This window comes from Pandoraea sp. NPDC087047 (genome assembly GCF_044745225.1).
Lineage (GTDB): Bacteria > Pseudomonadota > Gammaproteobacteria > Burkholderiales > Burkholderiaceae > Pandoraea.
Map to the genome: position 1 here is coordinate 602,492 of NZ_JBIUZU010000001.1, position 23,898 is coordinate 626,389.

Below are 23,898 nucleotides of genomic sequence, written 5' to 3' on the forward strand. Positions count from 1 at the left end.
CCGACGAATACCCGGCGATCATGCCGCATTTTCCGCTGGGGTCCGGTCCACACGACGGCCCCTCCCCACCCGATGCCGGGCTCGCCCTCAGCGCTCGGCATCGGCGCCTTGCCCCGATCTTTCAAATGCTTGCGCGCTGCTCGAACCCCTTGAGCGGCGACTCGGCCACCCACGCCTTGTCGACGTCACACGACGACACCTGCGCGCCTCGCGGTCCCCTGCGCATCCATTCGCACAGCGCCAACAACTGCGCCGCGTCGCCCTGCGCAATGGCCTCGACCGTGCCGTCGCGACGGTTGCGCACCCAGCCGTTGAGCCCGAGTCTGCGCGCCTCGACCACGCACGCCGCCCGATAGCCCACCCCCTGCACCAGTCCGTGCACTACGATCTGCCACGTTGCCGTCATTACCCCTCCTGCGGTGCCCGATGGACGCGCGAATGCGTCGGATGATGGAAAAAGGGCCCGATCGATGTCGAGCCCTGTCGTTACGTTAGCACACCACCAGTACACGTCTAATAGATGTCGCGGCAATAACGCCCCTGCGCCGAGAGATCGAGCAGGACGTCTGCACCGATCGCGTCCGCGAGCGCGGCATCGACGGCAGGCGCCATGCCCGCCAGGCTGCCGCACACGTAGATCGATGCGCCGTCGGCCACCCATTGCGCGATGTCTTGCGCGGCCTCGCGCACATAGTTCTGTACGTAAATGCGCTCGGCCTGATCGCGCGAGTACACGCGATCGAGACGGGCGATACCGCCCTGCGCCTGCCACTCGCGCAGCGTGGCGTCGTGAAACGCGTCATGGCTGGCCTGACGCTCACCGAAGATCAGCCAATTGCGAACGTGTCCCCGAGCGATGCGCTCCGACAGATGCGCACGCAGTCCGGCGAGTCCTGTGCCGTTGCCGATCAGAATCATGCCGCGCGCGTCTGCCGGCCCCTGGAAGCCGGGGTTCGGACGCACGCGCATGGTCACGCGCTCGCCCAGCGTCGCGCCATCGGTCAGCCAGCCGGAGCCCAGTCCCAGCGTGCCGTCCGGATTGCGCGTCTGACGCACGAGCAGCATCAGCTTGCCCTCTTGCGGCGTCGAAGCAATCGAGTATTCGCGCTCGGGCAGCGGTGCCAGACGTTCGAGCCAATCCTGCAAGTCGACGCCCGCCGGCGGCGCCGCGTCGGGCAACACACGCTCGCGCAACACCTCGCCCAGCATGGCCTCGCGGCCGGCCACCGTTACTCGCACGTCGGCCGCCCATACGCTCCCCGCGAGGAACGCGTCGATGCGCGCAGCAGTATGGCGCGGCAGCACCTCGACCAGATCGCCCGCGACCCACATTGCGCCCTGCGGCGGCGTGAACGCCAGGTGATAGGCAGGCAAACCGGTGCTGCCGGGGTTGAGCACTTCGCGCTCCGCCAGCGTCCATGTCTGGAAGTGCGGCCCGTCGTCCGTTTTCGACGACACGAGCGGCCGACCAAGCCATTCGCCAAGGCGCTCCTGCCAACTCGCCCACGCCCCCGGATCGCCCCGGTCGACTTCGATCGGCTCGAACGCGGCTACACCGCCCTGCGCACGCAGCCAGCCGTCGAGCTTGCGGCCAAAGCCGCAGAACCGGTCGTAGTGACTGTCGCCCAGCGAGAGCATGGCGAATCGCAACGCCGGCAGCGCCATGGCCTGGTTCATCAGTTGCTGCGAGAAACGGCGGGCGCTGTCGGGCGGCTCGCCGTCGCCGAACGTGCTGACGATGAACAGCGCCCGCTTGGCCGCGCCAAGCTGCGCCTGACCGATGCGCGCGAGCGGCTGGATCTGCGCGGGCACACCCGCGCCCTGCAACATTCCCGCCGTCTGCCAGGCGAGCCCCTCGGCCACGCCGCTCTGGCTCGCGTAACCGATCAGCACACCCTCTTCAGCCAATGAGCCGACCACCGGCGCGTTTTTGGGTGCCGCCGGCGCCGGGCGCGACGCCGCCAGTGCGCGCTTCTTCTTGCGCCGGTCGAGATACAGCATCCAGCCCGTGACGAAGAACACCGGCATCATCAGGCTCGAGAGCAGCATGACGATGATGCCCGCCTGCCCGAAGAAGCTACCGCGATGCAATGCGTAGATGCTCGTCATCAACTGCCCGCCGGTCGTCTTCTGCGCGTAACGATCTTCGTTGCGAATCGCGCCCGACGCCGGGTCGATGTCCATACGGCTGAACGCCCGCTCGTGCGGCACCGACTTGTCGAGCCACGTCATCTGGAGCTGACCGCCCGCTGTCTGCGAGGGACGCAGGTAAACCTTGGTGTAATCGGGCACGCGCGCCGTAAAGCTGTCCCAGACCGTGCTCATCTCGTCGACGGGCGTCGAGGCGAGGTCCGGCAATGCCTTCTTGCCCTCCCCCTTCGCACCGGCGTCACCCTTCCTGGCCATCTTCGGCTGCGCAGGCGCCTTGTTGCGCACCGGCTGCGGCACGCCCGCCATCGAAAACAGCATGCCGCGCCACCAGTCGTAGGACCAATACAGACCCGTTGTGGCCGACAGCAGATAGGGCACGAGCACCACGGTGCCGATCACGGCATGCAGATTCCACAGGAACGGCCGGCCGCGCTTCTTGAAATCGATATGAAACCACGCGCGCCAGTTGCCGATGCGGCGCGGCCAGCGCAGATACAAGCCGCTTAGCGCGAGCAGGAACAGCAACAGCGTGGCGGCGCCTGTGATCTGCCTGCCGGGGCCTTCCACCGTCAGAAAGCGGTGGATGTCCATGATGAAACGGAAAACGACGTCGGCTTGCGAGCGGCCGAGCATCTGCCCCGTATACGGATCGACGAAGTACGTCTCGCCACGCGTGCCGTCGCCCACCGACAAACGAACACCGACCGCATCGTCGGGCGCGCGCATCACCGTCATGAGCAGAATGCGGCGATCGGGCACCGCTTCGTGCACGCGCGCAACCAGTTCGGGAATGGGCAGCGGCGCCGTGTCGCGCACGGCCACGGTCATGACACCAGGGCTGAAGGCACGGGTGAGTTCTTCGTAATACGAGAGCAGCGCGCCGGTCAGGCCGACCACTGCCAGCACCAGTCCGGCCGTAATGCCGAAAAACCAGTGCAACTGAAACCACAGTCTTTTCATCATTGTTGTCGTCCGACGCACGTCCGTGCGCCGGTGGTGGCGCGTGCGTGGCAGGTGTGCCGTGCCGCAATCGATCCCGATGGACCACTTTGCGGCAATTGTCGAATGTTATTGCAAACGATTCTCATATTCAATACCTACTTAACTTTCTCGGCGTTGTAGGCGCCATCCGACAGGAATTTCATACATCGGACGACCCCTTGTTGCTTTTTGAGGGGTTAGGATGAATTATTCCGCGCGGATGTCCGCGCTCCCGCCCATCAAATCGCCGCACGCCCCGCCTCGTCTGCCCACTCCCTAGCCCTGCTGGCCCTGGAATGACCTGTCGACCTGCGGCACGTCAGCGACGGAGTGCCATGGAACCCACAGCGTCTTGCCCGCCCGCCTTGACGGCGGCCACCAAGCCGGTCGTGCCCGTCACGACCACGCCGGCCGACACTTGTGTCGTCGACATTACCAAGGTGGCATTCTTCTTCGATCTGGATGGCACGTTGGCGCCGCTGGCGCCGCGCCCGGACGCCGTCACCCTGCCGCGTGACACGGCCCGCGTGCTGGCCGGCTTGTTCGAGCGCACGCACGGCGCGGTGGCGGTCGTCTCGGGGCGGACGATCGACTGCATCGACGGCCTGCTGGCGCCGCTGCGAATGCCTGCGGCCGGCCTGCATGGCGCGGAAATCCGTCATGCGGATGGGAAACTCGCCCGCGCCGAAGGGCATGGCACCGACACCGAGCACATCGCGGCGATGGCCGCCCCCTTGCAAGCCCTGGTCGCGCAACATGCCGGGCTATTACTCGAAAACAAGGGCTGCGCGCTCGCGCTGCACTACCGCGGGGCCCCCGAATTGGCCGGCGTGGCACGCGACACCATGCGAGCGCTGGCCGCCTTGCATCCCGAGCGCTTCGCGCTCCAACCGGGCAAGCTCGTCTTCGAACTGCGGCCTCGCCATGTCAGCAAGGGCCGCGCCATCACAACACTACTGAACGAGGTCCCGTTTGCCGGTCGAACGCCGCTCTTCGCGGGTGACGACTTGACCGACGAGGCCGGCTTCGCCGACGTGAATGCGCTGGGTGGCATCACGATCAAGATTGGTGACGGAGAGACTTGTGCACGTCATCGTCTGCCGTCGCCCGAAGCGCTCACGGCCTGGTTGCTGACGCTGCGCCACCCGCGCTCGCCCGGCCCGGCCAACCCATCACAGGAGACAGACGTATGAGTCGCTTAGTCATCGTGTCGAACCGGGTCGCCCCGATTACCGAAGGCAAACCTACCGCAGGCGGATTGGCGATCGGTGTGTTCGACGCGCTCAAAGACACCGGAGGCATGTGGTTCGGCTGGAACGGCGAAATCGATGCGCAACCGGCCACGGCGCCGGACATCGCCCATCGCAACAACGTCACCTTTGCCACCGTGCCGCTCACGCGCCGCGACTACAACACGTACTATCGCGGCTTCTCGAACGCCACCCTGTGGCCCACGTTTCACTATCGCGACGATCTCACGCGCTACCAGCGCGAGGATTACAACGGCTATCGTCACGTGAACGCGCGTTTCGCCGCATTGCTCGCGCCGCTGCTCAAGCACGACGATCTCGTCTGGGTGCATGACTACCATCTGCTGCCCTTCGCGCAGGCCTGCCGTCAAATCGGATTGCAGCAGCGCCTAGGCTTCTTTCTGCACATTCCGTTCCCGTCGCCGCAAGTGCTCATGACCGTGCCGCCGCACGAAGCGCTCGTGCGCGCCATGTGCGAGTACGACCTCGTCGGCTTTCAGACGGAGACGGACCGCACGGCGTTTACCGACTATCTGATGCGGCACGCGGGGGCGTCATTGAGCAGCGACGGTACGGTCACGGCGTATGGACGCACGCTGCGCACGGGCGTCTATCCGATCGGCGTCTATCCGGACGAGATTCAGGAACAGGCGACCGCTCGCGCGACGGTCAAACACATTCTCGATCTGAAGCAGGGCTTGCAGGAGCGCAAGCTCATCATGAGCGTCGATCGTCTCGACTACTCGAAGGGGATGCTGGAACGCTTTCGTGCATTCGAGCGGCTGCTTGAACTCTGGCCGAACCAGCAAGGCACCGTGAGTTTCGTCCAGGTGGCACCGCCGAGCCGCTCCGATGTCACCGGCTACGGCGAGATCCGTCGTCAGTTGGAAACCGAGGCGGGACATATCAACGGCCGGTTCTCGGATCTGGCCTGGACGCCGCTGCGCTACATCAACAAGCGCTACGATCACGAGGTGCTGATGTCGTTCTTTCGCGCGTCGCAGGTCGGCTACGTCACGCCGCTGCGCGACGGCATGAATCTCGTTGCGAAAGAATACGTCGCGTCGCAAGACTCGGCGGACCCGGGCGTGCTGGTGCTCTCGTGCTTCGCGGGCGCGGCGCAGGAGCTGGACGGCGCCCTCATCGTGAATCCCCACGACATCGACGGCATGGCCGAGGCGCTGCGCTCGGCGTTGAACATGTCATTGTCCGAGCGTCAATCGCGTCACGAGAGCATGATGGCCGCCCTGCGCGGCCACGATCTGTCGAGATGGCGCGACCGTTTCATTACCGACCTGCGCGCGCCAGCGGCAACGCCGGCCCTGCTGCGCTGTGCGCCAGCCGCAGCATGAGGCGGCCGTGCGCCAGACGCCCCCTCCCCCTTCCTCCGCCCGACACCCTGATTGCACGGGCGTCTGACGACGAAGCAGGAAGGCCACGAACGAAGTCCTCTGGAGACATGCCATGAGCGAACGTTCCCACCCTGCGGCCAGTCCGTGCGTCGAAGTCGAGACCGACGGGCCGGTGACCATCGTCACGCTTGCCCGCGCGTCGCGGCGCAACGCTGTCGACCGCGAAATGGCGGCGGCCTTGCGTGACGCACTACTGGCCTTTGAGCGCGACGAGAGCGCCAGCGTCGCGGTGCTCTGCGGCAAAGGCGCCTCGTTCTGCTCAGGCGCCGACCTTTCTGCGTTCGACGATCCCGAACGTCGCAACGTTGTGACACGCGACGGTAGTGGCGACGGCCCGATGGGACTGACGCGGCGTCATCTGGACAAGCCGGTGATCGCCGCCGTCAGCGGTCACGCGGTGGCAGGCGGGCTGGAGCTGGCATTGTGGTGCGACTTGCGCGTGGCGGACGATTCCGCCACGTTCGGCGTCTTCTGCCGGCGCTTCGGCGTACCACTCATCGACGGCGGCACGGTGCGCCTGCCCCGCCTGATCGGCATGAGCCGCGCCCTTGACATGATCCTCACCGGACGCGCTGTCGGCGCTCAGGAAGCGTTCGAAATCGGTCTGGTGAATCGGTTGGTGCCGGAGGGTATGGCACGTCAAGGCGCGCTCGCACTCGCGCAGCAACTGGCTGCGCTACCGCAAGGCGCGTTGCGCGCCGACCGACGGGCGGCCTACGCGCAATGGGATCTGTCGCTGGAAGCGGCGCTGCGCCAGGAAGGCGCGGCCGGGCATGACGTGGTGTACTCGGAGGGCGTTGCCGGGGCCCGCGCCTTTCTCGGCGGCGCCGGCCGCCATGGCGCGCCGCGCGACACTCCGTAACCGCAGGTGTCGCGGCGGCGATTTGCCTGATGACTTATCGTCGACTTACTTGCCGGCCGGCAGCGGCGGCAGTTGCGCCAGGCGCTTGCTCAAACCGTCGGCGATTTCCTTCTGATTCGACTGCTTGGCAAAGTCGATGGCCGTCATCTTGAGCTGGTTCTTCAGACGAACATCGGCACCGCCGTCGAGCAGCACCTTGCATGTGGTGATGTGGCCGCCGCGCGCTGCCATCATGAGCGGCGTGGTGCCATTGGGCGACTCGGCATCGACGTAGGCCGAGGCGTCGAGCAACATCTGCACGATGTCGTCGTGACCGTTCGTCGCCGCGTAATGCAGCGGCGTCCAACCCTTCTTGTTGACTTCCGCCTCCTTGTCGATGAGCAGCTTCACCATCGGTGTCAGGCCCTGGAGCGACGCGAGCATCATCGCGTTCTCGCCAGCCCGATTGGTCGCATCCAGATCGGTACGCTTGTCATCGATCAACAGCCTGGCGACGTCTACGGACTTCTCGCGCATCGCAATCACCAGCAGCGGATCGCCCTTCTCGTCCGTCGTGTTCGGATCGACGCCCGCCTTGAGCGCCTGCGCGACCGCCTTGGTGTCGTTGAAGGTGACCGCCTTGATCAGGGCGGTGTTGGAGGTGGCCGCAGTGGCACACGCCGTCAGCGAAAGCACGCCGAGCAGCATCCAGACTCGGATCATCGAAAATTTGCGCATCGGAGGCTCCTGTCGGTAGTTCCGGGGGATTGAGCTAAAAAACGAGCAAAAACGTGGAATCGCAGGGTGACGCGGTTGACTGTCGAACCATGCGCTAGGAGCACGCGAACTCAATGCTTCGCCGTTGCGAAAAGGCGGAAGAAGTTCTCCGTCGTCGCATCGGCAATCTTTTGCAGCGGCTCACCGCGCAAATCGGCGATGAACTCCGCGACATGGCGCACATAGCCCGGCTGATTGAGCTTGCCGCGATACGGCACAGGGGCGAGATACGGCGAATCCGTTTCGATCAGCATGCGCTCGAGCGGAACGCGACGTGCGACGTCCTGCAAATCGCGGGCACTCTTGAACGTGACGATGCCCGAAAACGAGATATAGAAGTTCTGATCGAGCGCACCTTGGGCTACGTCCCAACTCTCGGTGAAGCAATGCATCACGCCGGCGGGCTCGCCTGCCTGCTCTTCGCGCATGATGCGAAGCGTGTCGTCGGCGGCCGAGCGCGTGTGGATGATGAGCGGCTTGCCCGTCGCGCGTGCGGCACGAATGTGCGTGCGAAAACGCTCGCGCTGCCACGCCATCTCTTCGATGCTGCGCCCCTCGAGCCGATAGTAATCGAGCCCGGTTTCGCCAATGGCGACGACCTTCGGCGTTGCCGCAAGACGAACGAGATCGTCGACGCTCGGCTCGGGCGTGTCCTCGTAATCGGGATGCACGCCCACGGAAGCATAGACATTCTCGTGCCGGGCTGCGATCTCCAGCACCTGCGGCAGCGTCGGCAGATCGACCGAGACGCACAGGGCGTGGCTGACCTTGTTCTCACGCATGCGCGCGAGCAAGTCCGGCATCTGTTCGGCCAGTTCCGGGAAATTGATATGACAGTGCGAATCGATGAACATGATGTGCGATCGGTTGCCAGTGCCCTGCATCAAAGCGACGCCGGTCCACCGAACAACTGTTTGTATTGCAGGAAAAGCGCCTCGAGCAGCACGCGCGTGTTGAGCGGGTGATTCTGCACCTGACGCTGTTGCGCGAGCTCGCGCAGGAAACCCAGCAAACGGACGTCGTCGGTCGCGTCACCGCAACGGCGAAGCGCCTGCGCCTGTCCCGGGAAGAAACGAACGGTGCCCGCCATGCGCTCGGCGAGAACGTCGAAACACCAGCGTTGCAACGTCTCAAGAACGCCCGGCAGGCTGCCTTTGTGCAGTTGCTCGGCGCAGGCGAACACGTCGATGGCGCCGCCCTGAGCGAGTTGCCCCACCAGCCAGTCCCGCCAGCCACGCTCTTCCGGCGATGCCAGGGAGCGCGCCGCGAGCGGTGCCCCGCCCGCTTCGGCAAGCGTGGCGGCGGCCGTCGCGGCGTCGAGTCCGGCCTCGCCCATGAGCCATTGCGTGGCCTGAGCGCCGTCCGGACGGGTGAGCACCAGGCGACGGCAGCGCGACAGAATCGTCGGCAACAGCCGATCGGGTTGCGTCGTCACCAGCAGAAAAACCACGCCCTCCGGCGGCTCTTCGAGCGTCTTGAGCAAAGCGTTCGCCGCATGCACGTTGAGCGCTTCGGCGGGATACAGCAGCACGACACGGCGTCCCTGACGATGCGAGCCGAGGCTGGCGAAGTCGATCACCTCGCGCACCTGCTCGATCTTGATTTCCTTGCTCGGGGTCTTCGGCTTCTTGTCGCCGTCGGCATCGGCGCGCGCTTCGGCCCCCGGCAGGCTCTCGGCGAGCGCCTCCGGGCAAATCGCGCGAAAGTCCGGGTGATTGCCGCTGACGAACCACTGACAAGCGGCACAGGTGCCGCACGGCAGATGGTTGTCGCGGGGCGATTCGCACAACAGGCCCTGCGCGAACGTGCGCGCCAGGGCGAGCTCGCCAATGCCCGGCACCGCCTGCAACAGTAGCGCGTGCGGCATCTGGGCGCGCAGGTCGTTAAGGCGTGTCCAGTCCTGTGACTGCCACGGATACAGCATGTGGGCTCCTTGGCCGGATGTTGCAGATGATGCGTCGGCGGGACTGCGATTTTCCGTACGTGTCCCGGTCTTCGACGCCATTACCGGATTATGCGCGCGTCGGCGAGACCGCGCGGCTTGTATCCCTTCAGTTCCTTCTGTCCGTTGCCTCTCTTGTCGGCGCCCCTGAGGGGGACGCCAACCAGCGCCTCAATGCCCGGGCAAACCCAAGCGAGCGAAGACACCTGCGAGTTGCTCGGCAATCGCGTCGATACTTTGCGCGGCATCGATCAGGACGATGCGCCCTTGCGACGTCTCGGCACGGCGCAGATATTCTTGGCGTACGCGCGTGAAGAACGCGGCCGATTCGCGCTCGAACTTGTCCGGCGCGCGCGCGCTAGCAAGGCGTGCTGCGGCAATGGCCGGATCGAGATCGAACAGAATCGTCAGATCGGGTTGACGCGAGCCCTGCACCCACTGCTCCAGAATCGACAGCTTGTCGCGCGACAGGCCCCGTCCGCCGCCCTGATACGCGAAGGTTGCATCCGTAAACCGGTCGGAGACGACCCAGTCGCCCCGCGCCAGCGCCGGTTCAATCACCTTCACCAGATGTTCCCGGCGTCCGGCGAACATCAGCAGCGCTTCGGTTTCGATATCCATCGGCTCGTCGAGCACGAGCTTGCGCAGCGCCTCGCCCAGCGGCGTGCCGCCCGGCTCACGTGTGGCGACAACATTGCGCCCTACACTGACGAGTCCCTGGCGCAGCGCGTCGACAAAGGCGTCGACGTGCGTGCTCTTGCCCGCCCCATCGATACCTTCGAACGTGACGAACTTGCCCGGCACTGCGGCCGTTGCCTCGGGGGAATGCGTCATTGCTCACCTCGCTGATATTTGTCCACGGCGCGATTGTGTTCCTGGAGATTCGTCGAGAAATGGCTCGTACCGTCGCCGCGCGCCACGAAGTACAGGGCGTCGGTCGGCGCAGGATTGAGCGCCGCCGCCAGCGACGCCACCCCCGGCAGCGCGATCGGCGTCGGGGGCAATCCCGCGCGCGTGTAGGTGTTGTACGGCGTATCCGTCTGCAAATCGCGCTTGCGCAGGCGTCCCGTGTACAGATCGCCCATGCCGTAGATGACTGTCGGGTCCGTCTGCAACAGCATGCGCTTGCGCAGCCGGTTGACGAACACCGCCGCCACCTGCCCGCGCTCCGCGGACTGCCCCGTTTCCTTCTCGACAAGCGAGGCCATGATAAGCGCCTCGTACGGCGTGTTGTACGGCAATCCCGGTGCGCGCGACGCCCACGCCTCGTCCAGACGCTTCTGCATCAAACGATAGGCGCGCTTGTAGATGTCGATGTCGCTCGTGCCTTTCGGAAAAAGGTAGGTGTCGGGGAAGAACATGCCCTCGGCTTCGGCGCGATCTGCGCCCACGAGCTGCATCAGGTCGGCGTCGGGCAGCCCGGCGGTGTCGTGACGCAGCGCCGGGTTGGTATCGATCTCCGAGCGCATCTTCTTGAACGTCCAGCCCTCGATGATCGTCACCACGTACTGATTGACGTCACCGCGCGCGAGCTTGTCCATCACTTCCATGGGCGTGATGCCCGTCGCGAATTCGTAATTGCCCGACTTGAGTTTGGTGCCCACGTCCATGACGCGCGCGAGCAGATTGAACAGCAGCGGGTGCACCGGCACGCCGCCCGTGCGCAACTGCGTCGCCACGCTGCGCACCGAACTGTAGGGCTTGATCGTGACGTCGAGTGTCGGCTTGCCCAGTTGCAGCGGGGCCTGGGCCCAATAATAGAAAGCGCCGCCCGCGGCCAGCGCCGCGACAATCAACAGGACAAACAGGCGTTTGATGAAAGACATGAATTGCAGGATAAGTCGCGTGAGGACGGCAGCGGGTTCGGGGAGCCTCAGTCAACCAGGGCGTGTGTGTCGATGACGGCGTCGAGAGGCGCGTTTTGCGCGTCGAACCGGGCTCGCACGTCCGGGCGGAAGACCCAATATAATACTTTGACTTGCCGAACCCTCACAGATTGACAGGCACTTTCGTTTATGACCTCCCAATGGCGTGACCTCCTGCCGCAAGCGGCAGCCGCTTCTTCCTCCCATATTTCGCCCGACGCACGCGCCGCACAGTTCGATGCGCTTCGCACGGGCAGCTTTGTCTCGCTGGCGAGCGACACCGGCCTCATCGCCGTGAACGGCGCCGACGCCGCCGCGTTTCTGCATGGCCAACTGACCAATGACGTCGAACGGCTCTCGCCGGCGCAGGCGCGTCTGGCCGGCTACTGCTCGGCCAAGGGACGCCTGCTCGCCACGTTCCTGATGTGGCGCGACGCGGCCCCTGACGCCACGATCTATCTCGCCGGCGACGCCACCGTGCAAGCCGCCGTGCAAAAGCGTCTGTCGATGTTCGTGCTGCGCGCGAAAGCCAAGCTGACCGACGCGACTGCCACGCACGTGTTGCTGCAAGTGGGCGGCCCGGCGGCCGAAGCGGTACTTGCCGCGACGTTCGCATCGCTGCCCGCTGCTGCGCTGGCCGCGACACACGCCGCGATGGACGACGCGCCCACCAGCCTGATCCGTCTGCCAGAAGCCGGTACCGCCCGCTCGCTCTCGCGCTTCCTGTGGAGCGTGCCGGTTGCGCAAGCCGCAGACGCCTGGCATTCGTTGACACAAGCCGAAGGCGTTCTCGCCGTCGACCCCGCCCTTGCCGCGTGGCTCGACGTGCACAGCGGCGTGGCCCGCGTCACGACCGCGACGCAGGAGCAGTTCGTGCCGCAAATGATCAACTGGGAAGTCGTGGGCGGCGTGAACTTCCGCAAGGGCTGCTACCCGGGACAGGAAGTTGTCGCCCGCAGTCAGTATCGCGGCACGATCAAGCGCCGGTTGCATCTGGCGCACGTCAACGGTGCGCAACCGCTGCCGGGGCAGGAACTCGTCGAGACGAGCGATCCGGACCAACCGTGCGGCATGGTCGTGCAGGCCGCGCCCGCGCCGAATGGTGGCTACGACGTCCTCGTCGAAGTGAAGCTGGCCGCGCGCGAAACCGATGACGTTCGCCTCGGCGCCGCCGACGGTCCCGCACTGGCATTCGCCGAACTGCCGTACGCGATCATCGACCCGACGGAGACGCCCGCATCGTCAGCGGCGGCGTCCTGATGCAGCCGCCCTGCGACTGACGATGGACTGTTACGTCTATTACCGTGTCTCGTCCCGCCACGCCGACGCCGCCCGCGCAGCCGTCACGCAACTCTTTGCGTTGACGGCCGCGCGCTTCGGCGTGGCGGGCCACATCCAATGGCGTGCCGACGCCTCGGCCAACGACATCGCCAACGGCTCGACGACCTGGATGGAGCGCTACGACGACGTCGATCCCGCCTTCGTCGCAGCGCTCGCGTCAATGGCCGCAGAGTGCGGACTTGCGGCGCTGCTTGAGGGGGAGCGGCACGTCGAGTGCTTTGTCGACATTCCTACGCCGCCAACGCCACCCACCCCATGTGCCTGATCGTCTTCTCCTGGCAGCCCGGCACTGACACACCGCTGGTCGTACTCGCCAATCGCGACGAATTCTTCGAACGCCCGGCCGAACCGATGCACTGGTGGCAGGACCGCCCCGACGTTCTGGCCGGCCGTGATCTACGCGGCGGGGGGACGTGGATGGGCGTCAATCGCGCAGGACGCTTCGCAGCCCTGACCAACTTCCGCGACGGCCGCGCGCCGATGACACCGAAGGACTCGCCATCGCGTGGCCTGCTGGTTTGCGCCATGCTCGACGCCACACCATTCGACGACGATCTGGCACGTATCGAGAAGCACGCCCATGAGTACGCAGGCTTCAATCTCCTCGCAGGGGATTTGCCTCTGGGCAAGTTGTACTGGCTGGGCAATCGCGAGACGAACGCCAACGGTGAGCACGTCTGGCTGCCTGTCGCTCACGCGATTTCGCCGGGCGTGCACGGGCTTTCGAATGCACTGCTCGACACGCCATGGCCGAAACTGGTGAGCCGTCGCAACGCCCTTCGCCACGCGCTAAGTCACGCCGCCGACGACAGGACGCTGCTCGAACTCATGCGCGAGGCCACCGAGGCGACCGACGACACGCTTCCCGAAACGGGCGTTGCCCCCGCGTGGGAGAAAAAACTCTCGGCGGCATTCATCGCGTCTCCCGCTTACGGCACGCGATGCACGACGTTGCTGCGCTATCACCGCGACGGCACCTTCGAACTCACCGAATCGACCGTCACGCCCGAGCAACCTGCGCGCGAACTTCGCGAGCTTCGGCACTTCCGCTTCCACATCGACATCGAACGCACCTGAGTCGAAAGCCAACGCCCTGGTGACGGCGCGTTGTCAGATGCCTTCGGGCAAACGCACCGTCAGAACAATCGCACGATCTGCTTACCGAAATTCTCGCCCTTGAGCATGCCGAGGAATGCGGCGGGTGCGTTTTCGATACCTCGCGCTATCGTCTCGCGATATCGAATCTGATCGGCGACGATGGCGTCCGTCAGCTCCTTGAGCGCTTGCGGCCAGACGTCCAGAAGCTGCGTGATGATAAACCCCTCCAGCCGTACACGATTCATCAGCAACAACGCGGGAAACTTCATCGGAATGGGCTCGTCGTTGTACCCGGAAATCATGCCGCACAGCGCGATGCGTGAATGGGGGTTGAGATTGGTCATGACCGCGTCGAGCACCGCGCCACCGACATTCTCGAAGTAGCCATCGATACCGTCCGGCACCGCCTCTCGCAATGCCGCTTGAAAGTTGGCCGCCTTGTAGTCCACACACGCATCGAAGCCGAGCGCGTCCACGACATACGCGCACTTCTGCTCGCCGCCTGCAATGCCCACGACCCGACACCCGGCGCGCTTGGCGAGTTGCCCCACCACGCCGCCCACCGCGCCTGAAGCCGCGCTGACCGCGATCGTCTCCCCCGCCTTCGGTCCGATGATCCGGTTCAGTCCATACCATGCCGCCACACCCGGCATGCCGGCCGCGCCAAGATAGGCGCTCCTCGGCACCCGCGCATCGTGCAAACGGCGCAGATTGCTGCCATCGGAGATCCCATACTCCTGCCACCCGAACATGGCGGCCACCGCGTCGCCCGGCTGCCAGTCGGGGTGACGCGACTCGATCACCTCGCCAACGGTTGCCCCAACCATTACCGTGTCGAGCGGCCACGGCGGCGCATAAGACTTCCGGTCGTTCATGCGGCCACGCATGTACGGATCGAGGGAAAGATAGTTGTTACGCACCAGCACCTGCCCATCGCCGAGTTCCGGTAATTCAGGGGCAGCGAGATGAAAGTTATCGAGCGAGGCCTCTCCCTTCGGGCGCGAGACCAGCAGAATCTGGCGATTGATCGTCATGAGATTCCCTCCGCAATAGCGATGTACGCCGACAGTTGGCGAAATTGGCAAACCAGCAAGACGTCGAGTGCTTGTCGTCCCGCAACGACGAGGTAGCGCGCGACAGGTCGCCTCGCCGGATATCAGTCCCCGCTCGGCTCGCCGGGACGGCGCTGTTCGTGGACTGCGCGCCCGACCGCCAGGCGGCGCAGGTACTTGAACGTGCCCATCGCCTTGGCAACGAGCTTGCCGTTGGCGTCGCGCACCTCGCCCTCGCAATAGGCCATTGTCGTCGAGCGATGCAGCAGGCGCCCGAACGCACGCATCTCGCCCTCGCCGGGTTGCATGAAGCTCGTCTTCATCTCGATGGTCACTACGCCCGTGCCCTGCGGCGCGACGCTGCGGCTTGCCGTACTCAGCGCCACATCGAGCAACGCCATCGTGACGCCACCGTGCATGACCTCCCAGCTATTGAGATGCTGAGCGGACAGCGCGAGACGCAGCTCCGATTCACCGTTTTCGGCACGCAAGAGTTCGATGCCGAGATGATCGATAAAACCCGAACGAATCGTGAGCGCACTCATCGGGGACTCCGGCCATACCGGCAAAAATGGCAAAACTTGTCCATCGTCATCTCTTTCACTGAAGACGCAACGCATCACGCGTAGCGCCTGTTCTTCCATCCATCATGAAATCTGTTGCGGGAGAGGCTCGCGCGTCCGGTTGACCGGTTACCCAGCGCCTCGACTACTCCCGTGAAACGCCTGCAGCCGCCAGCGACGCCCACGCCTTGTCCAGCGAACCGTCGAGGTCGATGGCGCGACAGGCATGCTCGATCACACAGACATCGAAGCCCGCCGCCTTGGCATCGAGTGCGCTCCACGCGACGCAAAAATCCGTCGCCAGGCCCACGCAGTGCACGCGCCTTACGCCTTTCTCGCGCAGGTATCCGGTCAGGCCTGTCGGCGTTCTGCGATCCGCCTCCAGAAACGCCGAATAACTGTCGACATCGGCGTGATATCCCTTGCGGATCAACGCCTGCGCGTGCGGGATATGCAGGTCCGCGTGCAATGCCGCACCGTGCGTATCCTGCACGCAATGCGTGGGCCACAACACTTGTTCACCATACGGCAACGATATCGTCTCAAACGGGTGACACCCCTTGTGATTCTCGGCAAACGAGATATGTCCCACCGGGTGCCAGTCCTGTGTCAACACCACATGGGCAAATTGACTCGCCAGCGTATTGATTGCCGACACCACTTCGTCCCCGCGCGGCACAGCGAGCGCGCCACCCGGCATGAAGTCGTTCTGCACGTCGATCACGAGCAGCACTTCGTCCATCGGTTTCATATCATTGCCCCTCATCACTTACCGTCCGAGCGCCCGACCGTTCAATCGATTAGCCGATCAACGATCAACCGTTAAAACGCTTCCCTGCCTCAGCCAGCTCGACGAGCCGGGCAGCAGGCGTCCAGTCTTCGCCGTGCTCGCCCTTCTCGAAGGCTTGCACTCGCGCCAGCACGTGGTCGAGACCGACCGTGTCGGCATAAAGCATCGGCCCGCCACGCCACAACGGGAAGCCATAGCCGTTCAGGTAGACCATGTCGACGTCGGAGGCACGCGCCGCCGTTCCATCGGCCAGCACCTTTGCGCCCTCGTTGACCAGCGCATAGACGAGGCGATCGACGATTTCGTCGTCAGAAAATTCACGGGGAGCGATGCCATGCTTCCGGCGATAGTCTTCAAGCATCTGCGCGACCTTGGCAGACTCGCGAGGCGTGCGATCACCTTCGGCGTAGTCGTACCAGCCGGCATGCGTCTTCTGGCCGTAACGCCCGGCTTCGCAAAGCACGTCGGCGATCTTCGGATACACGATACCGGGCTGCTCGGCATGACGACGCTTGCGAATCGCCCAGCTCACGTCGTTGCCCGCCAGATCGCTCGTACGGAACGGTCCCATCGCGAAGCCGAAGCGCTCGATAGCGGCGTCGACCTGCGCGGGTGTCGCCCCCTGTTCGACCATCCATTGCGACTGCTTGAAGTACGGCTCGAGCATGCGATTGCCGATAAAACCGTCGCATACGCGCGCTACCACGGCAAGCTTGCCGATGCGCTTGGCAAGCTTCATTACGGTGGCGAGCACGTCTTTGCCCGTATGAGCCCCGCGCACGACTTCGAGCAAGCGCATGACGTTCGCCGGACTGAAGAAGTGCATGCCGATGACGTCTTGCGCGCGCGACGTGGTCTCGGCCAGCGCATCGAGATTGAGCGTGGAGGTATTCGACGCCAGAATCGCACCGCGCTTGGCCACCTTGTCGAGCTCGCGGAACACGACCTGCTTGATCGCCATGTCCTCGAACACAGCTTCAACGATCAGATCGGCATCAGCCACCGCCTCGAAGTCGGTACTGCCATGAATACGTGCCAGACGCGTTTGCGCTTCCTCCGCAGAGAGCTTGCCACGCGTGACGGCGCGGCCGTAGTTGCTGCGCATCGCCTCGACGCCACGGGCCAGCGCCGCTTCGGTCGTATCGACCAGCGTCACGGGGATACCGGCGTGGGCGAAGGTCATGGCGATGCCGCTGCCCATCGTTCCGGCGCCGATCACAGCCACCCGTTCGATGGTGCGCACCGGCGTGTCGTCCGGCACATCGGCAATCTTGGCCGCCGCGCGCTCCCCCAGAAAGGCGTGACGCAGCGCCTTAGACTCGGGCGAGCTGACCAGCGCAACGAAACACTCGCGCTCGAACTTCACCCCCTCGTCGAACGGACGTTGTAATGCCGCCTCGACAGACGCCACACACTTATGCGGCGCGGGGAAATGCGGCTGCTCGCGCTGTACCTTCTCGCGCGCGGCATCGATGGCCGTTTGGCCCGAGCCGTCCGAGTCGTCGATGGCGATGTCGCGCAATCGCGGCAAGGCCGCGCCTTTCGCAGCAATGTCGTTGGCAAAGGCAATGGCGCCCGTCAGCAGATCGTCGTGACTGCCTTCGAGGATTGCCGAGAAGAGCGAGCCGGCAAGCATTTCGGACTTGATCACACGCCCCGTGACCACCATGTCGAGCGCTCGCGCGATACCGATGGCGCGCGGCAGACGCTGCGTGCCGCCCGCCCCAGGCAACAAGCCCAGCTTGACCTCGGGCAACGCAATCTGCGCACCCGGCAACGCCACGCGGTAATGACAGGCGAGCGCCAGCTCCAGTCCACCGCCCATCGCGACCGCATGGACCGCCGCGACAACAGGTTTGGCACAGGCGTCGAGCGCGTTGATAACGTCGACCAGCAGCGGGCTCTGCGTCGCTTTCGGCGTGTTGAATTCGCGGATGTCCGCACCACCGGAAAAGGCTTTTCCCCCGCCGATCAGCACAATGGCTCGCACCTGCGTGTCGGCCTGCGCTTGCGCGAGTCCCTGCGCAATGCCGGCTCGCGTGGCGTGTCCCAGACCGTTGACCGGGGGATTTTCCAGTGTGATGACGGCCACGCCGTCACGAACCTCATAAGCCGTGCTCATCCTTGTCTCTGTCCTTATAGTGTTTGCGTCATTGGGGGCGCCGCGAGCCCGCGAGTTGCGGCAAGACGATCGTTCGATTCTAGCGCAGCGCTACACCTCAAGCCATTCGCGGCGGATCTCCGGCGCAGCCGCCAGATCGCCAGGGGTGCCCTCGAAAACCAACACCCCTCGCCCCATGACGGCAACGCGCTGCGCGCAACTGAGCGCAAGCGACAGCTTCTGCTCGATAAGCAGGATCGCCACGCCCGTTGCACGCAGATCGGTCAGAATCCGGCCGATGCGCGCCACGACGCGCGGGGCAAGTCCTTCCGTCGGCTCGTCGACGATCAACAGTTCCGGACCGGCCATCATCGCGCGGCACAGCGAGAGCAGTTGCTGCTCGCCACCGGAAAGGGACGCGGCCGGCGCGTCGCGACGTGGCGCCAGTTCCTCGAAGCGCGCAAAGGCTTCCGCCAGCGTCATCGCCCGATCGTCATTCGGTGTCCGCGAACGCGCGTTCGCCACACGTTGGCCCAGTTGCAGGTTCTGCGAGACCGTGAGCGGCCCAAAGACATCGCGCGTCTCCGGCACATAACCGATACCCAACCGCGCGATCTGATGCGACGCCAGCGAGGTCAGCGACTGGCCATGCCAGCAAATCTCGCCTTCACGCGGCAACTGCCCCATGATCGCGCGAGCCAGCGTGGAACGCCCCGCGCCATTGCGTCCGAGAACGGCCACGATCTCACCCGGCGCCACGCGCATCGTCACGCCATGCAGCACGCGGCTGCCACCGTACCCGGCCTTGACGTCGGTCAGTTCAAGCATCGCGACGCTCCCCCGTGCCCGCAGAATCGAGCCGGTCGGCGTACTCGCCGAGATACGCCATGCGCACGTCGGGATGCACGCGAATCCGCTCCGGCGTATCGCACGCGATGATCGCACCGCGCGCCAGCACGGCAATCCGATCCGCCAGCGAAAAAACCACGTGCATGTCGTGCTCGATCATGAGCAGCGAGCGCCCCCGGCTAAGCTCGGCAATCAGTGCCACCATGCGTGCGGACTCGGACTGGCTCATGCCAGCCGTCGGTTCGTCGAGCAACATGACATTGCCCGCAGACGCCGCGCACAAGCCGATCTCCAGCACGCGCTGCTCTGCATAACTGAGCGCACCGGCTGGCACATCGCGCCGCGCTGCGAGCCCGAGACGCGCCAGCCAGTCCTCGCTGCGCCGGGTGACGTCATCGAGACCGCGCATGCGCCGCCAGAACGTATAACGATGCCCGCTCGGCCAGAGTCCTGCGCAACGCAGATGGTCGATCACACTCATCTGCGCGAACAATTGCGAGGTCTGAAAGCTGCGAGACAAGCCGAGCCGGCTGATGACGTGCGGTGCCCGGCCGGTGACATCGCGCTCGCTCATCAGCACGCGTCCGCTGTCCGGCCGCGCTCTGCCCGTGATGACGTCGAACAGCGTGCTCTTCCCTGCGCCATTCGGGCCGATAATTGCGAGCCGTTCACCCGGCGCAAGCGTCAGGTCGACGCCATTCAGCACCTGCGTTCGACCGAACGACTTGCGCACGCCTCGCACGCTGAGCGCCTGCCCCGATCCCCCCGCGCGCCTCGCTAGCAGATTCATCGCTGCGGCTCCTCTGTGAAGCCAACGCTCGCGGCGTCGCGCCTGAGTCGACGCACGGCAACCATCGCAATCGCCAGCCCGGCAACGGCGGTCGCCGCGGCCAGCCCCCAGGCGCCCGCGCCCGTCCGGCCGCTCAAGCCCCCCGACACTTGCCCTGCATCGATCGACAGCCGTGCGCCGTAGGTCATTTCGACCATGGCGATCGACCCGCAGGCGGCCAGCGCCAACCCGGCGCATGCCATCAGGTAAGGCTTCCACAGCACTCGCGCCCTGCCATTGCGCCACGCCTGCACATGCATCGCGATCCATCCGGCGATGCCGCCCGGCGCAAACACGACGACCGCAAGAAATCCCAAGCCCAGATAGAGTTGCCAGGCACGCGTGTAGGTCGCGAGCACGACCGTGGCGAACACACCGACGACCGCACCCAGCATCGGGCCGGCAAAATAGGCCGTACCGCCCAGCACCGTGAAGACGAGCACCGCGCCGGAGCGCTCGAGACTGAACGTGTCCGCACTGACCAATTCGAAATTGAGCGCCCCAAGCGCACCGGCCACGCCGGCAAAGGCTGCCGAGACGATCTGCATGCGATACCGCACGGCGGCAGGCGATTGCCCCAGAAACGCCACCCGCACCGCATTGTCGCGAACGGCTCGCGCGAGAAACCCCAACGGCGTGCGAGTGACGCCGTACATCATTGCCGTGCAGACAAACAACCACATCGCCACAAGCCCATAGATTTCGCGCTGCGTTGCGAAGGTGATGCCCAGCCAGGGCGCCCCCAACGTGCGATCGGTCGGAATGCCGCGCTCGCCGCCGAACCACTCGGGCAACATCGCCGCGATGACCCAGACCAGTTCTGCGACACCGAGCGTGATCATCGCGAACGTCATGCCCGAGCGACGTGTCGTGACATAGCCCAGCGTGGCGCCCGCCGCACCACCGGCGAGCGCGCCGGCGAACGGCACGAGCGCCATCGACACCGGCAACCCGTGCGCCCCGATGCGATTCATGCACCACACCCCCGCGTAAGCGCCGATGCCGGCATACGTCGCGTGGCAAAAGCTCAACAGGCCAGTCGAGCCAAGAAGCAGGTTGAAGGACAGCGCAAGGATGGCCGCCGTGCCCATTTGTGTCATCAGGGTCAAGGCGGCATCGGAAGGAAAGCACCAGGGCGCGAGGCCGAGGACCGCCGCAAAACCCAACCACGCGGCAACCCGGCAACGCCACGACACCGGCACGGCATGCGGCGCACCGACAATCACGTCTTGCATCACCCCTCCCTCACGCCAAAGAGTCCGCGCGGGCGCCACAGCAGCACGGCCACCATCAGCAGATAAGGCACCGCCGGTGCGAGTTGTGCCACACTCAGATGCAAGACCGGCGAGATAACGGCCCCGAGGCCGCCCGCCACACCTTGCATGCCATCGGGCCACCATGGGTCGAGACTGGCATCGCTCGTTACCGCCCAGGTTTGCAGCAGGCCGATGAGCAGCGACGCCACGAACGCGCCGCCCAGCGAGCCGAGCCCGCCCACGACCACCACCACGAAGACCACGCTGCCGACCGTCGCCGCCATGCCCGGCTCCGTGACCAGCACATTGCCCCCCGCCGCGCCCGCCAGCGCCGCCAACGCCGCGCCGCATGCGAATACGCCGGTATAGAGGGACGGCACGTCATAGCCGAGCGCCTGCGTCATCGCAGGTTGCGACAACGCCGCCTGCAAGACCAGCCCCGCGCGCGTCAGGCGGAACGCCGCCCACACGAGCAGGGCAATCGCGCACGCCAATCCCATCAGAAACAATCGGTATGCAGGCACCGCAATGCCCGCCACGTGCACGAGAACGCCCTCGAAGACCGCGGGCACCTCGTAGTCGACCGGCCCGCGCCCCCAGGCGAGTTGCACAAGCTCCACCACGATATAGGCCAGTCCGAACGTCGCCAGCAGTTCCGCCAGCGCGCCGCGCGCGCGCAGACGTCGCAACACGCCACGCTCGAACACCGCCCCCAGCCCGCCGACGATCAGCGGCGCCACGACCAGCGCGGGCCAGAAACCGATCGCCGCCGACAGCGCATAGGCAAAGTACGCCCCCAGCATGTAGAAGCTGGCGTGCGCGAAATTCAGCACGCCCAGCATGCTGAAAATCAGCGTGAGTCCGCTCGACAGCATGAACAGCAGCAAGCCATAGCTCACGCCGTTCACGAGCACGAGGCCGGCGGTGGCACTCAGCAGATGCACTGCGTCTCCTTCGGGAAGCCAATGAAAGGCACGGCAACAACGACCGCGCCGGGCAAATTCAGGCTGACATTATAGAGGGGACGTAGCGTCGAGACGGCTTGAGATCGCCCGAAAAACGGCGTCAATGCTGGATTTCAGACAACATCCGTCGGGGGATCGGAAGTTTCCGAAAGGGTTCCCGGCGGATGCCGCAACGACGACGGAAGACTTACGACGCCGGCACGTAATCGCGGAATTTCTCCCGCAGTTTGAGTTTGAGCATCTTCCCCGTCGCCGTATGGGGAATCTCGTCGACGAACACCACGTCATCGGGAATCCACCATTTGACGACACGCCCTTGATAGAACGCCAGCACGTCCTCGCGGGTGAGCGTCGAGCCGGCCTTGCGTACGACCACCAGCAACGGCCGCTCCTCCCATTTCGGATGATGAATGGCGATGCACGCCGCTTCATGGATATCCGGATGCGCCATCGCCACGTTCTCGACGTCGATGGAGCTGATCCACTCGCCGCCCGACTTGATCACGTCCTTGCTGCGATCCGTGATCTGCACGTACCCCTCGGGATCGATCGTGGCCACGTCCCCGGTCGGAAACCAGCCGTCGACCAGCGGCGACACGTCCGAGCGGAAGTAGCGGTCGAGCACCCACGGCCCGCGCGCGTAGAGATCGCCGAACGCTTTGCCGTCCCACGGCAGCGCTTCGCCGTCGGGGCCCACGATTTTCAGGTCGACGCCATAGATCGCCGTGCCCTGCTTCTCCAGAATGTGCTGCTGCGCCTGCTCGGGCAGGTCGCGATGATGCTTGCGCAAGTGGCACAGCGTGCCGAGCGGCGACATCTCGCTCATGCCCCACGCGTGGATCACGCGCACACCGTAGTCCTTTTCGAACGCTCGCAGCATGGCCGGCGGGCAGGCCGACCCGCCAATCACCGTGCGCTCCAGCGTCGAGAAGCGTGCCCCGATGGATTTCACATACGTGAGCAGCCCCAGCCAGACGGTGGGCACGCCCGCGGAAAACGTCACGCCCTCCGCTTCGAAGAGTTCATAGAGCGACTTGCCGTCGAGATCCTTGCCGGGGAAGACGAGCTTCGCCCCGGTGAGTGCGCTGGAATATGGCAGCCCCCAGGCGTTCACATGGAACATGGGCACCACCGGCAGAACGGCGTCGCGCGCGGACATATTCATGGCGTCCGGCAGCGACGCCCCGAAAGCATGCAGCACCGTCGAGCGATGGCTGTAGAGCACCCCCTTTGGATTGCCCGTCGTGCCGGACGTGTAGCAAAGCCCGGACGCCACGTTTTCGTCCATCGACGGCCATTCGAAATCACCGTCCTCGGCGGCAAGCAGGTCTTCGTAGCAGAGCAGCGGCAGCGTCGACGCCGGCAGATGCGCCCGGTCGGTCATGGCGATCCAGCCTTGCACGTCCGGGCATTGCGGCGCGATGGTCTCGATTAGCGGCAGGAAATTGATGTCGAACGCCACGTAGCGGTCTTCGGCGTGATTGACGATGTATGCCACCTGCTCGGGGAACAGCCGCGGGTTCACGGTGTGCACCACGCTGCCCATGCCCGAAACCGCGTAGTAAAGCTCAAGATGGCGATACCCGTTCCATGCCAGCGTGCCCACACGCTCGCCATCGCTCACGCCCAGGCGGCGCAATGCCTGGGCCAGCCGGCGCGCGCGCTGCTCGGCGTCGCGCCATGTATAGCGATGAATGTCGCCTTCGACACGACGTGACACGATCTCGGTGTCGCCGTGATGACGGGCGGCATGCGTGAGCAGCGAAGAAATCAGGAGCGGCGCGGCCATCATCTGGCCGAGGAGCGGTGTTGCCATGCGTCGAATCTCCAGAAAA

The 23,898-nt window shown here is 65.1% G+C and carries 22 protein-coding genes; 6 read left to right on the forward strand and 16 right to left on the reverse strand.

Features of this window, described 5'->3' with window-relative positions; translation table 11 throughout:
* Positions 1 to 121: 121 nt before the first annotated feature.
* Together ACIPHM_RS02515 and ACIPHM_RS02520 are read right to left on the reverse strand one after the other, a co-directional pair.
* Positions 122 to 406, reverse strand: a complete 285-nt coding sequence (locus ACIPHM_RS02515; RefSeq protein WP_400324220.1) for an acylphosphatase — start codon at positions 404 to 406, stop codon at positions 122 to 124.
* A 107-nt stretch (positions 407 to 513) separates the two neighbouring features.
* On the reverse strand, positions 514 to 3,114 hold the full coding sequence (locus ACIPHM_RS02520) for a PepSY domain-containing protein (protein ID WP_400324222.1): 2,601 nt from the start codon (positions 3,112 to 3,114) through the stop codon (positions 514 to 516).
* 353 nt (positions 3,115 to 3,467) lie between these two features.
* Between ACIPHM_RS02520 and otsB the strand changes: the two genes are divergently transcribed.
* From otsB to ACIPHM_RS02535, 3 genes are all read left to right on the forward strand, one after another.
* The gene (gene otsB, locus ACIPHM_RS02525) at positions 3,468 to 4,325 is read left to right on the forward strand and encodes a trehalose-phosphatase (protein ID WP_400324224.1); all 858 of its coding nucleotides are present in this window, start codon (positions 3,468 to 3,470) and stop codon (positions 4,323 to 4,325) included.
* Complete coding sequence (otsA, locus tag ACIPHM_RS02530) at positions 4,322 to 5,734, forward strand: alpha,alpha-trehalose-phosphate synthase (UDP-forming) (RefSeq protein WP_400324225.1); 1,413 nt, start codon at positions 4,322 to 4,324, stop codon at positions 5,732 to 5,734. Before otsB ends, otsA begins: the two co-directional genes overlap by 4 nt.
* A 112-nt stretch (positions 5,735 to 5,846) precedes the next feature.
* Positions 5,847 to 6,656 carry a crotonase/enoyl-CoA hydratase family protein gene (locus ACIPHM_RS02535; protein WP_400324227.1) on the forward strand — a complete coding sequence of 270 codons (810 nt, stop codon included), beginning with the start codon at positions 5,847 to 5,849 and terminating at the stop codon, positions 6,654 to 6,656.
* Between the two features lie 45 nt (positions 6,657 to 6,701).
* Here ACIPHM_RS02535 and ACIPHM_RS02540 read toward each other — a convergent pair whose 3' ends face one another.
* The 5 genes from ACIPHM_RS02540 to mltG all read right to left on the reverse strand — a co-directional run bounded on the left by ACIPHM_RS02540 (position 6,702) and on the right by mltG (position 11,180).
* On the reverse strand, positions 6,702 to 7,373 hold the full coding sequence (locus tag ACIPHM_RS02540; protein ID WP_400324229.1) for an ankyrin repeat domain-containing protein: 672 nt from the start codon (positions 7,371 to 7,373) through the stop codon (positions 6,702 to 6,704).
* Between the two features lie 110 nt (positions 7,374 to 7,483).
* A complete protein-coding gene (locus tag ACIPHM_RS02545) occupies positions 7,484 to 8,266 on the reverse strand; it encodes a TatD family hydrolase (protein ID WP_400324231.1) in 783 nt (260 codons plus the stop codon).
* Between the two features lie 29 nt (positions 8,267 to 8,295).
* Positions 8,296 to 9,336, reverse strand: coding sequence for a DNA polymerase III subunit delta' (holB, locus tag ACIPHM_RS02550; protein WP_400324233.1), 1,041 nt, complete (start codon positions 9,334 to 9,336; stop codon positions 8,296 to 8,298).
* A 189-nt stretch (positions 9,337 to 9,525) separates the two neighbouring features.
* On the reverse strand, positions 9,526 to 10,188 hold the full coding sequence (gene tmk / locus ACIPHM_RS02555) for a dTMP kinase (protein WP_400324234.1): 663 nt from the start codon (positions 10,186 to 10,188) through the stop codon (positions 9,526 to 9,528).
* Complete coding sequence (gene mltG, locus ACIPHM_RS02560) at positions 10,185 to 11,180, reverse strand: endolytic transglycosylase MltG (RefSeq protein WP_400324236.1); 996 nt, start codon at positions 11,178 to 11,180, stop codon at positions 10,185 to 10,187. Before mltG ends, tmk begins: the two co-directional genes overlap by 4 nt.
* A 189-nt stretch (positions 11,181 to 11,369) precedes the next feature.
* Between mltG and ACIPHM_RS02565 the strand changes: the two genes are divergently transcribed.
* The 3 genes from ACIPHM_RS02565 to ACIPHM_RS02575 are packed head-to-tail and all read left to right on the forward strand — an operon-like array spanning position 11,370 to position 13,637.
* Positions 11,370 to 12,479 carry a YgfZ/GcvT domain-containing protein gene (locus ACIPHM_RS02565; protein ID WP_400324238.1) on the forward strand — a complete coding sequence of 370 codons (1,110 nt, stop codon included), beginning with the start codon at positions 11,370 to 11,372 and terminating at the stop codon, positions 12,477 to 12,479.
* A 22-nt stretch (positions 12,480 to 12,501) separates the two neighbouring features.
* A complete protein-coding gene (locus tag ACIPHM_RS02570) occupies positions 12,502 to 12,825 on the forward strand; it encodes a DUF4936 family protein (RefSeq protein WP_400324240.1) in 324 nt (107 codons plus the stop codon).
* Positions 12,816 to 13,637 carry an NRDE family protein gene (locus ACIPHM_RS02575; protein ID WP_400324242.1) on the forward strand — a complete coding sequence of 274 codons (822 nt, stop codon included), beginning with the start codon at positions 12,816 to 12,818 and terminating at the stop codon, positions 13,635 to 13,637. Before ACIPHM_RS02570 ends, ACIPHM_RS02575 begins: the two co-directional genes overlap by 10 nt.
* A gap of 59 nt (positions 13,638 to 13,696) precedes the next feature.
* Here ACIPHM_RS02575 and ACIPHM_RS02580 read toward each other — a convergent pair whose 3' ends face one another.
* The 9 genes from ACIPHM_RS02580 to ACIPHM_RS02620 all read right to left on the reverse strand — a co-directional run bounded on the left by ACIPHM_RS02580 (position 13,697) and on the right by ACIPHM_RS02620 (position 23,879).
* Entirely contained in the window at positions 13,697 to 14,692 is a 996-nt protein-coding gene (locus ACIPHM_RS02580) for an NADP-dependent oxidoreductase (RefSeq protein ID WP_400324243.1), read from the reverse strand.
* Positions 14,693 to 14,814: 122 nt separating this feature from the next.
* Positions 14,815 to 15,255: a PaaI family thioesterase gene (locus tag ACIPHM_RS02585; RefSeq protein WP_400324245.1), complete on the reverse strand. Its 441-nt coding sequence runs from the start codon at positions 15,253 to 15,255 to the stop codon at positions 14,815 to 14,817.
* Positions 15,256 to 15,418: 163 nt separating this feature from the next.
* Positions 15,419 to 16,024, reverse strand: coding sequence for a bifunctional nicotinamidase/pyrazinamidase (pncA, locus tag ACIPHM_RS02590; RefSeq protein ID WP_400324247.1), 606 nt, complete (start codon positions 16,022 to 16,024; stop codon positions 15,419 to 15,421).
* Positions 16,025 to 16,088: 64 nt separating this feature from the next.
* Positions 16,089 to 18,185, reverse strand: a complete 2,097-nt coding sequence (locus ACIPHM_RS02595) for a 3-hydroxyacyl-CoA dehydrogenase NAD-binding domain-containing protein (RefSeq protein WP_400324249.1) — start codon at positions 18,183 to 18,185, stop codon at positions 16,089 to 16,091.
* Positions 18,186 to 18,275: 90 nt separating this feature from the next.
* Entirely contained in the window at positions 18,276 to 18,992 is a 717-nt protein-coding gene (locus tag ACIPHM_RS02600) for an ABC transporter ATP-binding protein (RefSeq protein WP_400324250.1), read from the reverse strand.
* Positions 18,985 to 19,803 (reverse strand): ABC transporter ATP-binding protein, encoded by an 819-nt coding sequence (locus tag ACIPHM_RS02605; protein ID WP_400324252.1) that lies wholly within the window; start codon positions 19,801 to 19,803, stop codon positions 18,985 to 18,987. Before ACIPHM_RS02605 ends, ACIPHM_RS02600 begins: the two co-directional genes overlap by 8 nt.
* Positions 19,800 to 21,077 (reverse strand): branched-chain amino acid ABC transporter permease, encoded by a 1,278-nt coding sequence (locus ACIPHM_RS02610; protein WP_400324254.1) that lies wholly within the window; start codon positions 21,075 to 21,077, stop codon positions 19,800 to 19,802. The genes ACIPHM_RS02605 and ACIPHM_RS02610 overlap by 4 nt, the downstream gene beginning before the upstream one ends.
* On the reverse strand, positions 21,077 to 22,042 hold the full coding sequence (locus ACIPHM_RS02615) for a branched-chain amino acid ABC transporter permease (RefSeq protein ID WP_400324256.1): 966 nt from the start codon (positions 22,040 to 22,042) through the stop codon (positions 21,077 to 21,079). The genes ACIPHM_RS02610 and ACIPHM_RS02615 overlap by 1 nt, the downstream gene beginning before the upstream one ends.
* 208 nt (positions 22,043 to 22,250) lie before the next feature.
* Entirely contained in the window at positions 22,251 to 23,879 is a 1,629-nt protein-coding gene (locus tag ACIPHM_RS02620; RefSeq protein WP_400324258.1) for a 3-(methylthio)propionyl-CoA ligase, read from the reverse strand.
* Between the last annotated feature and the right edge of the window lie 19 nt (positions 23,880 to 23,898).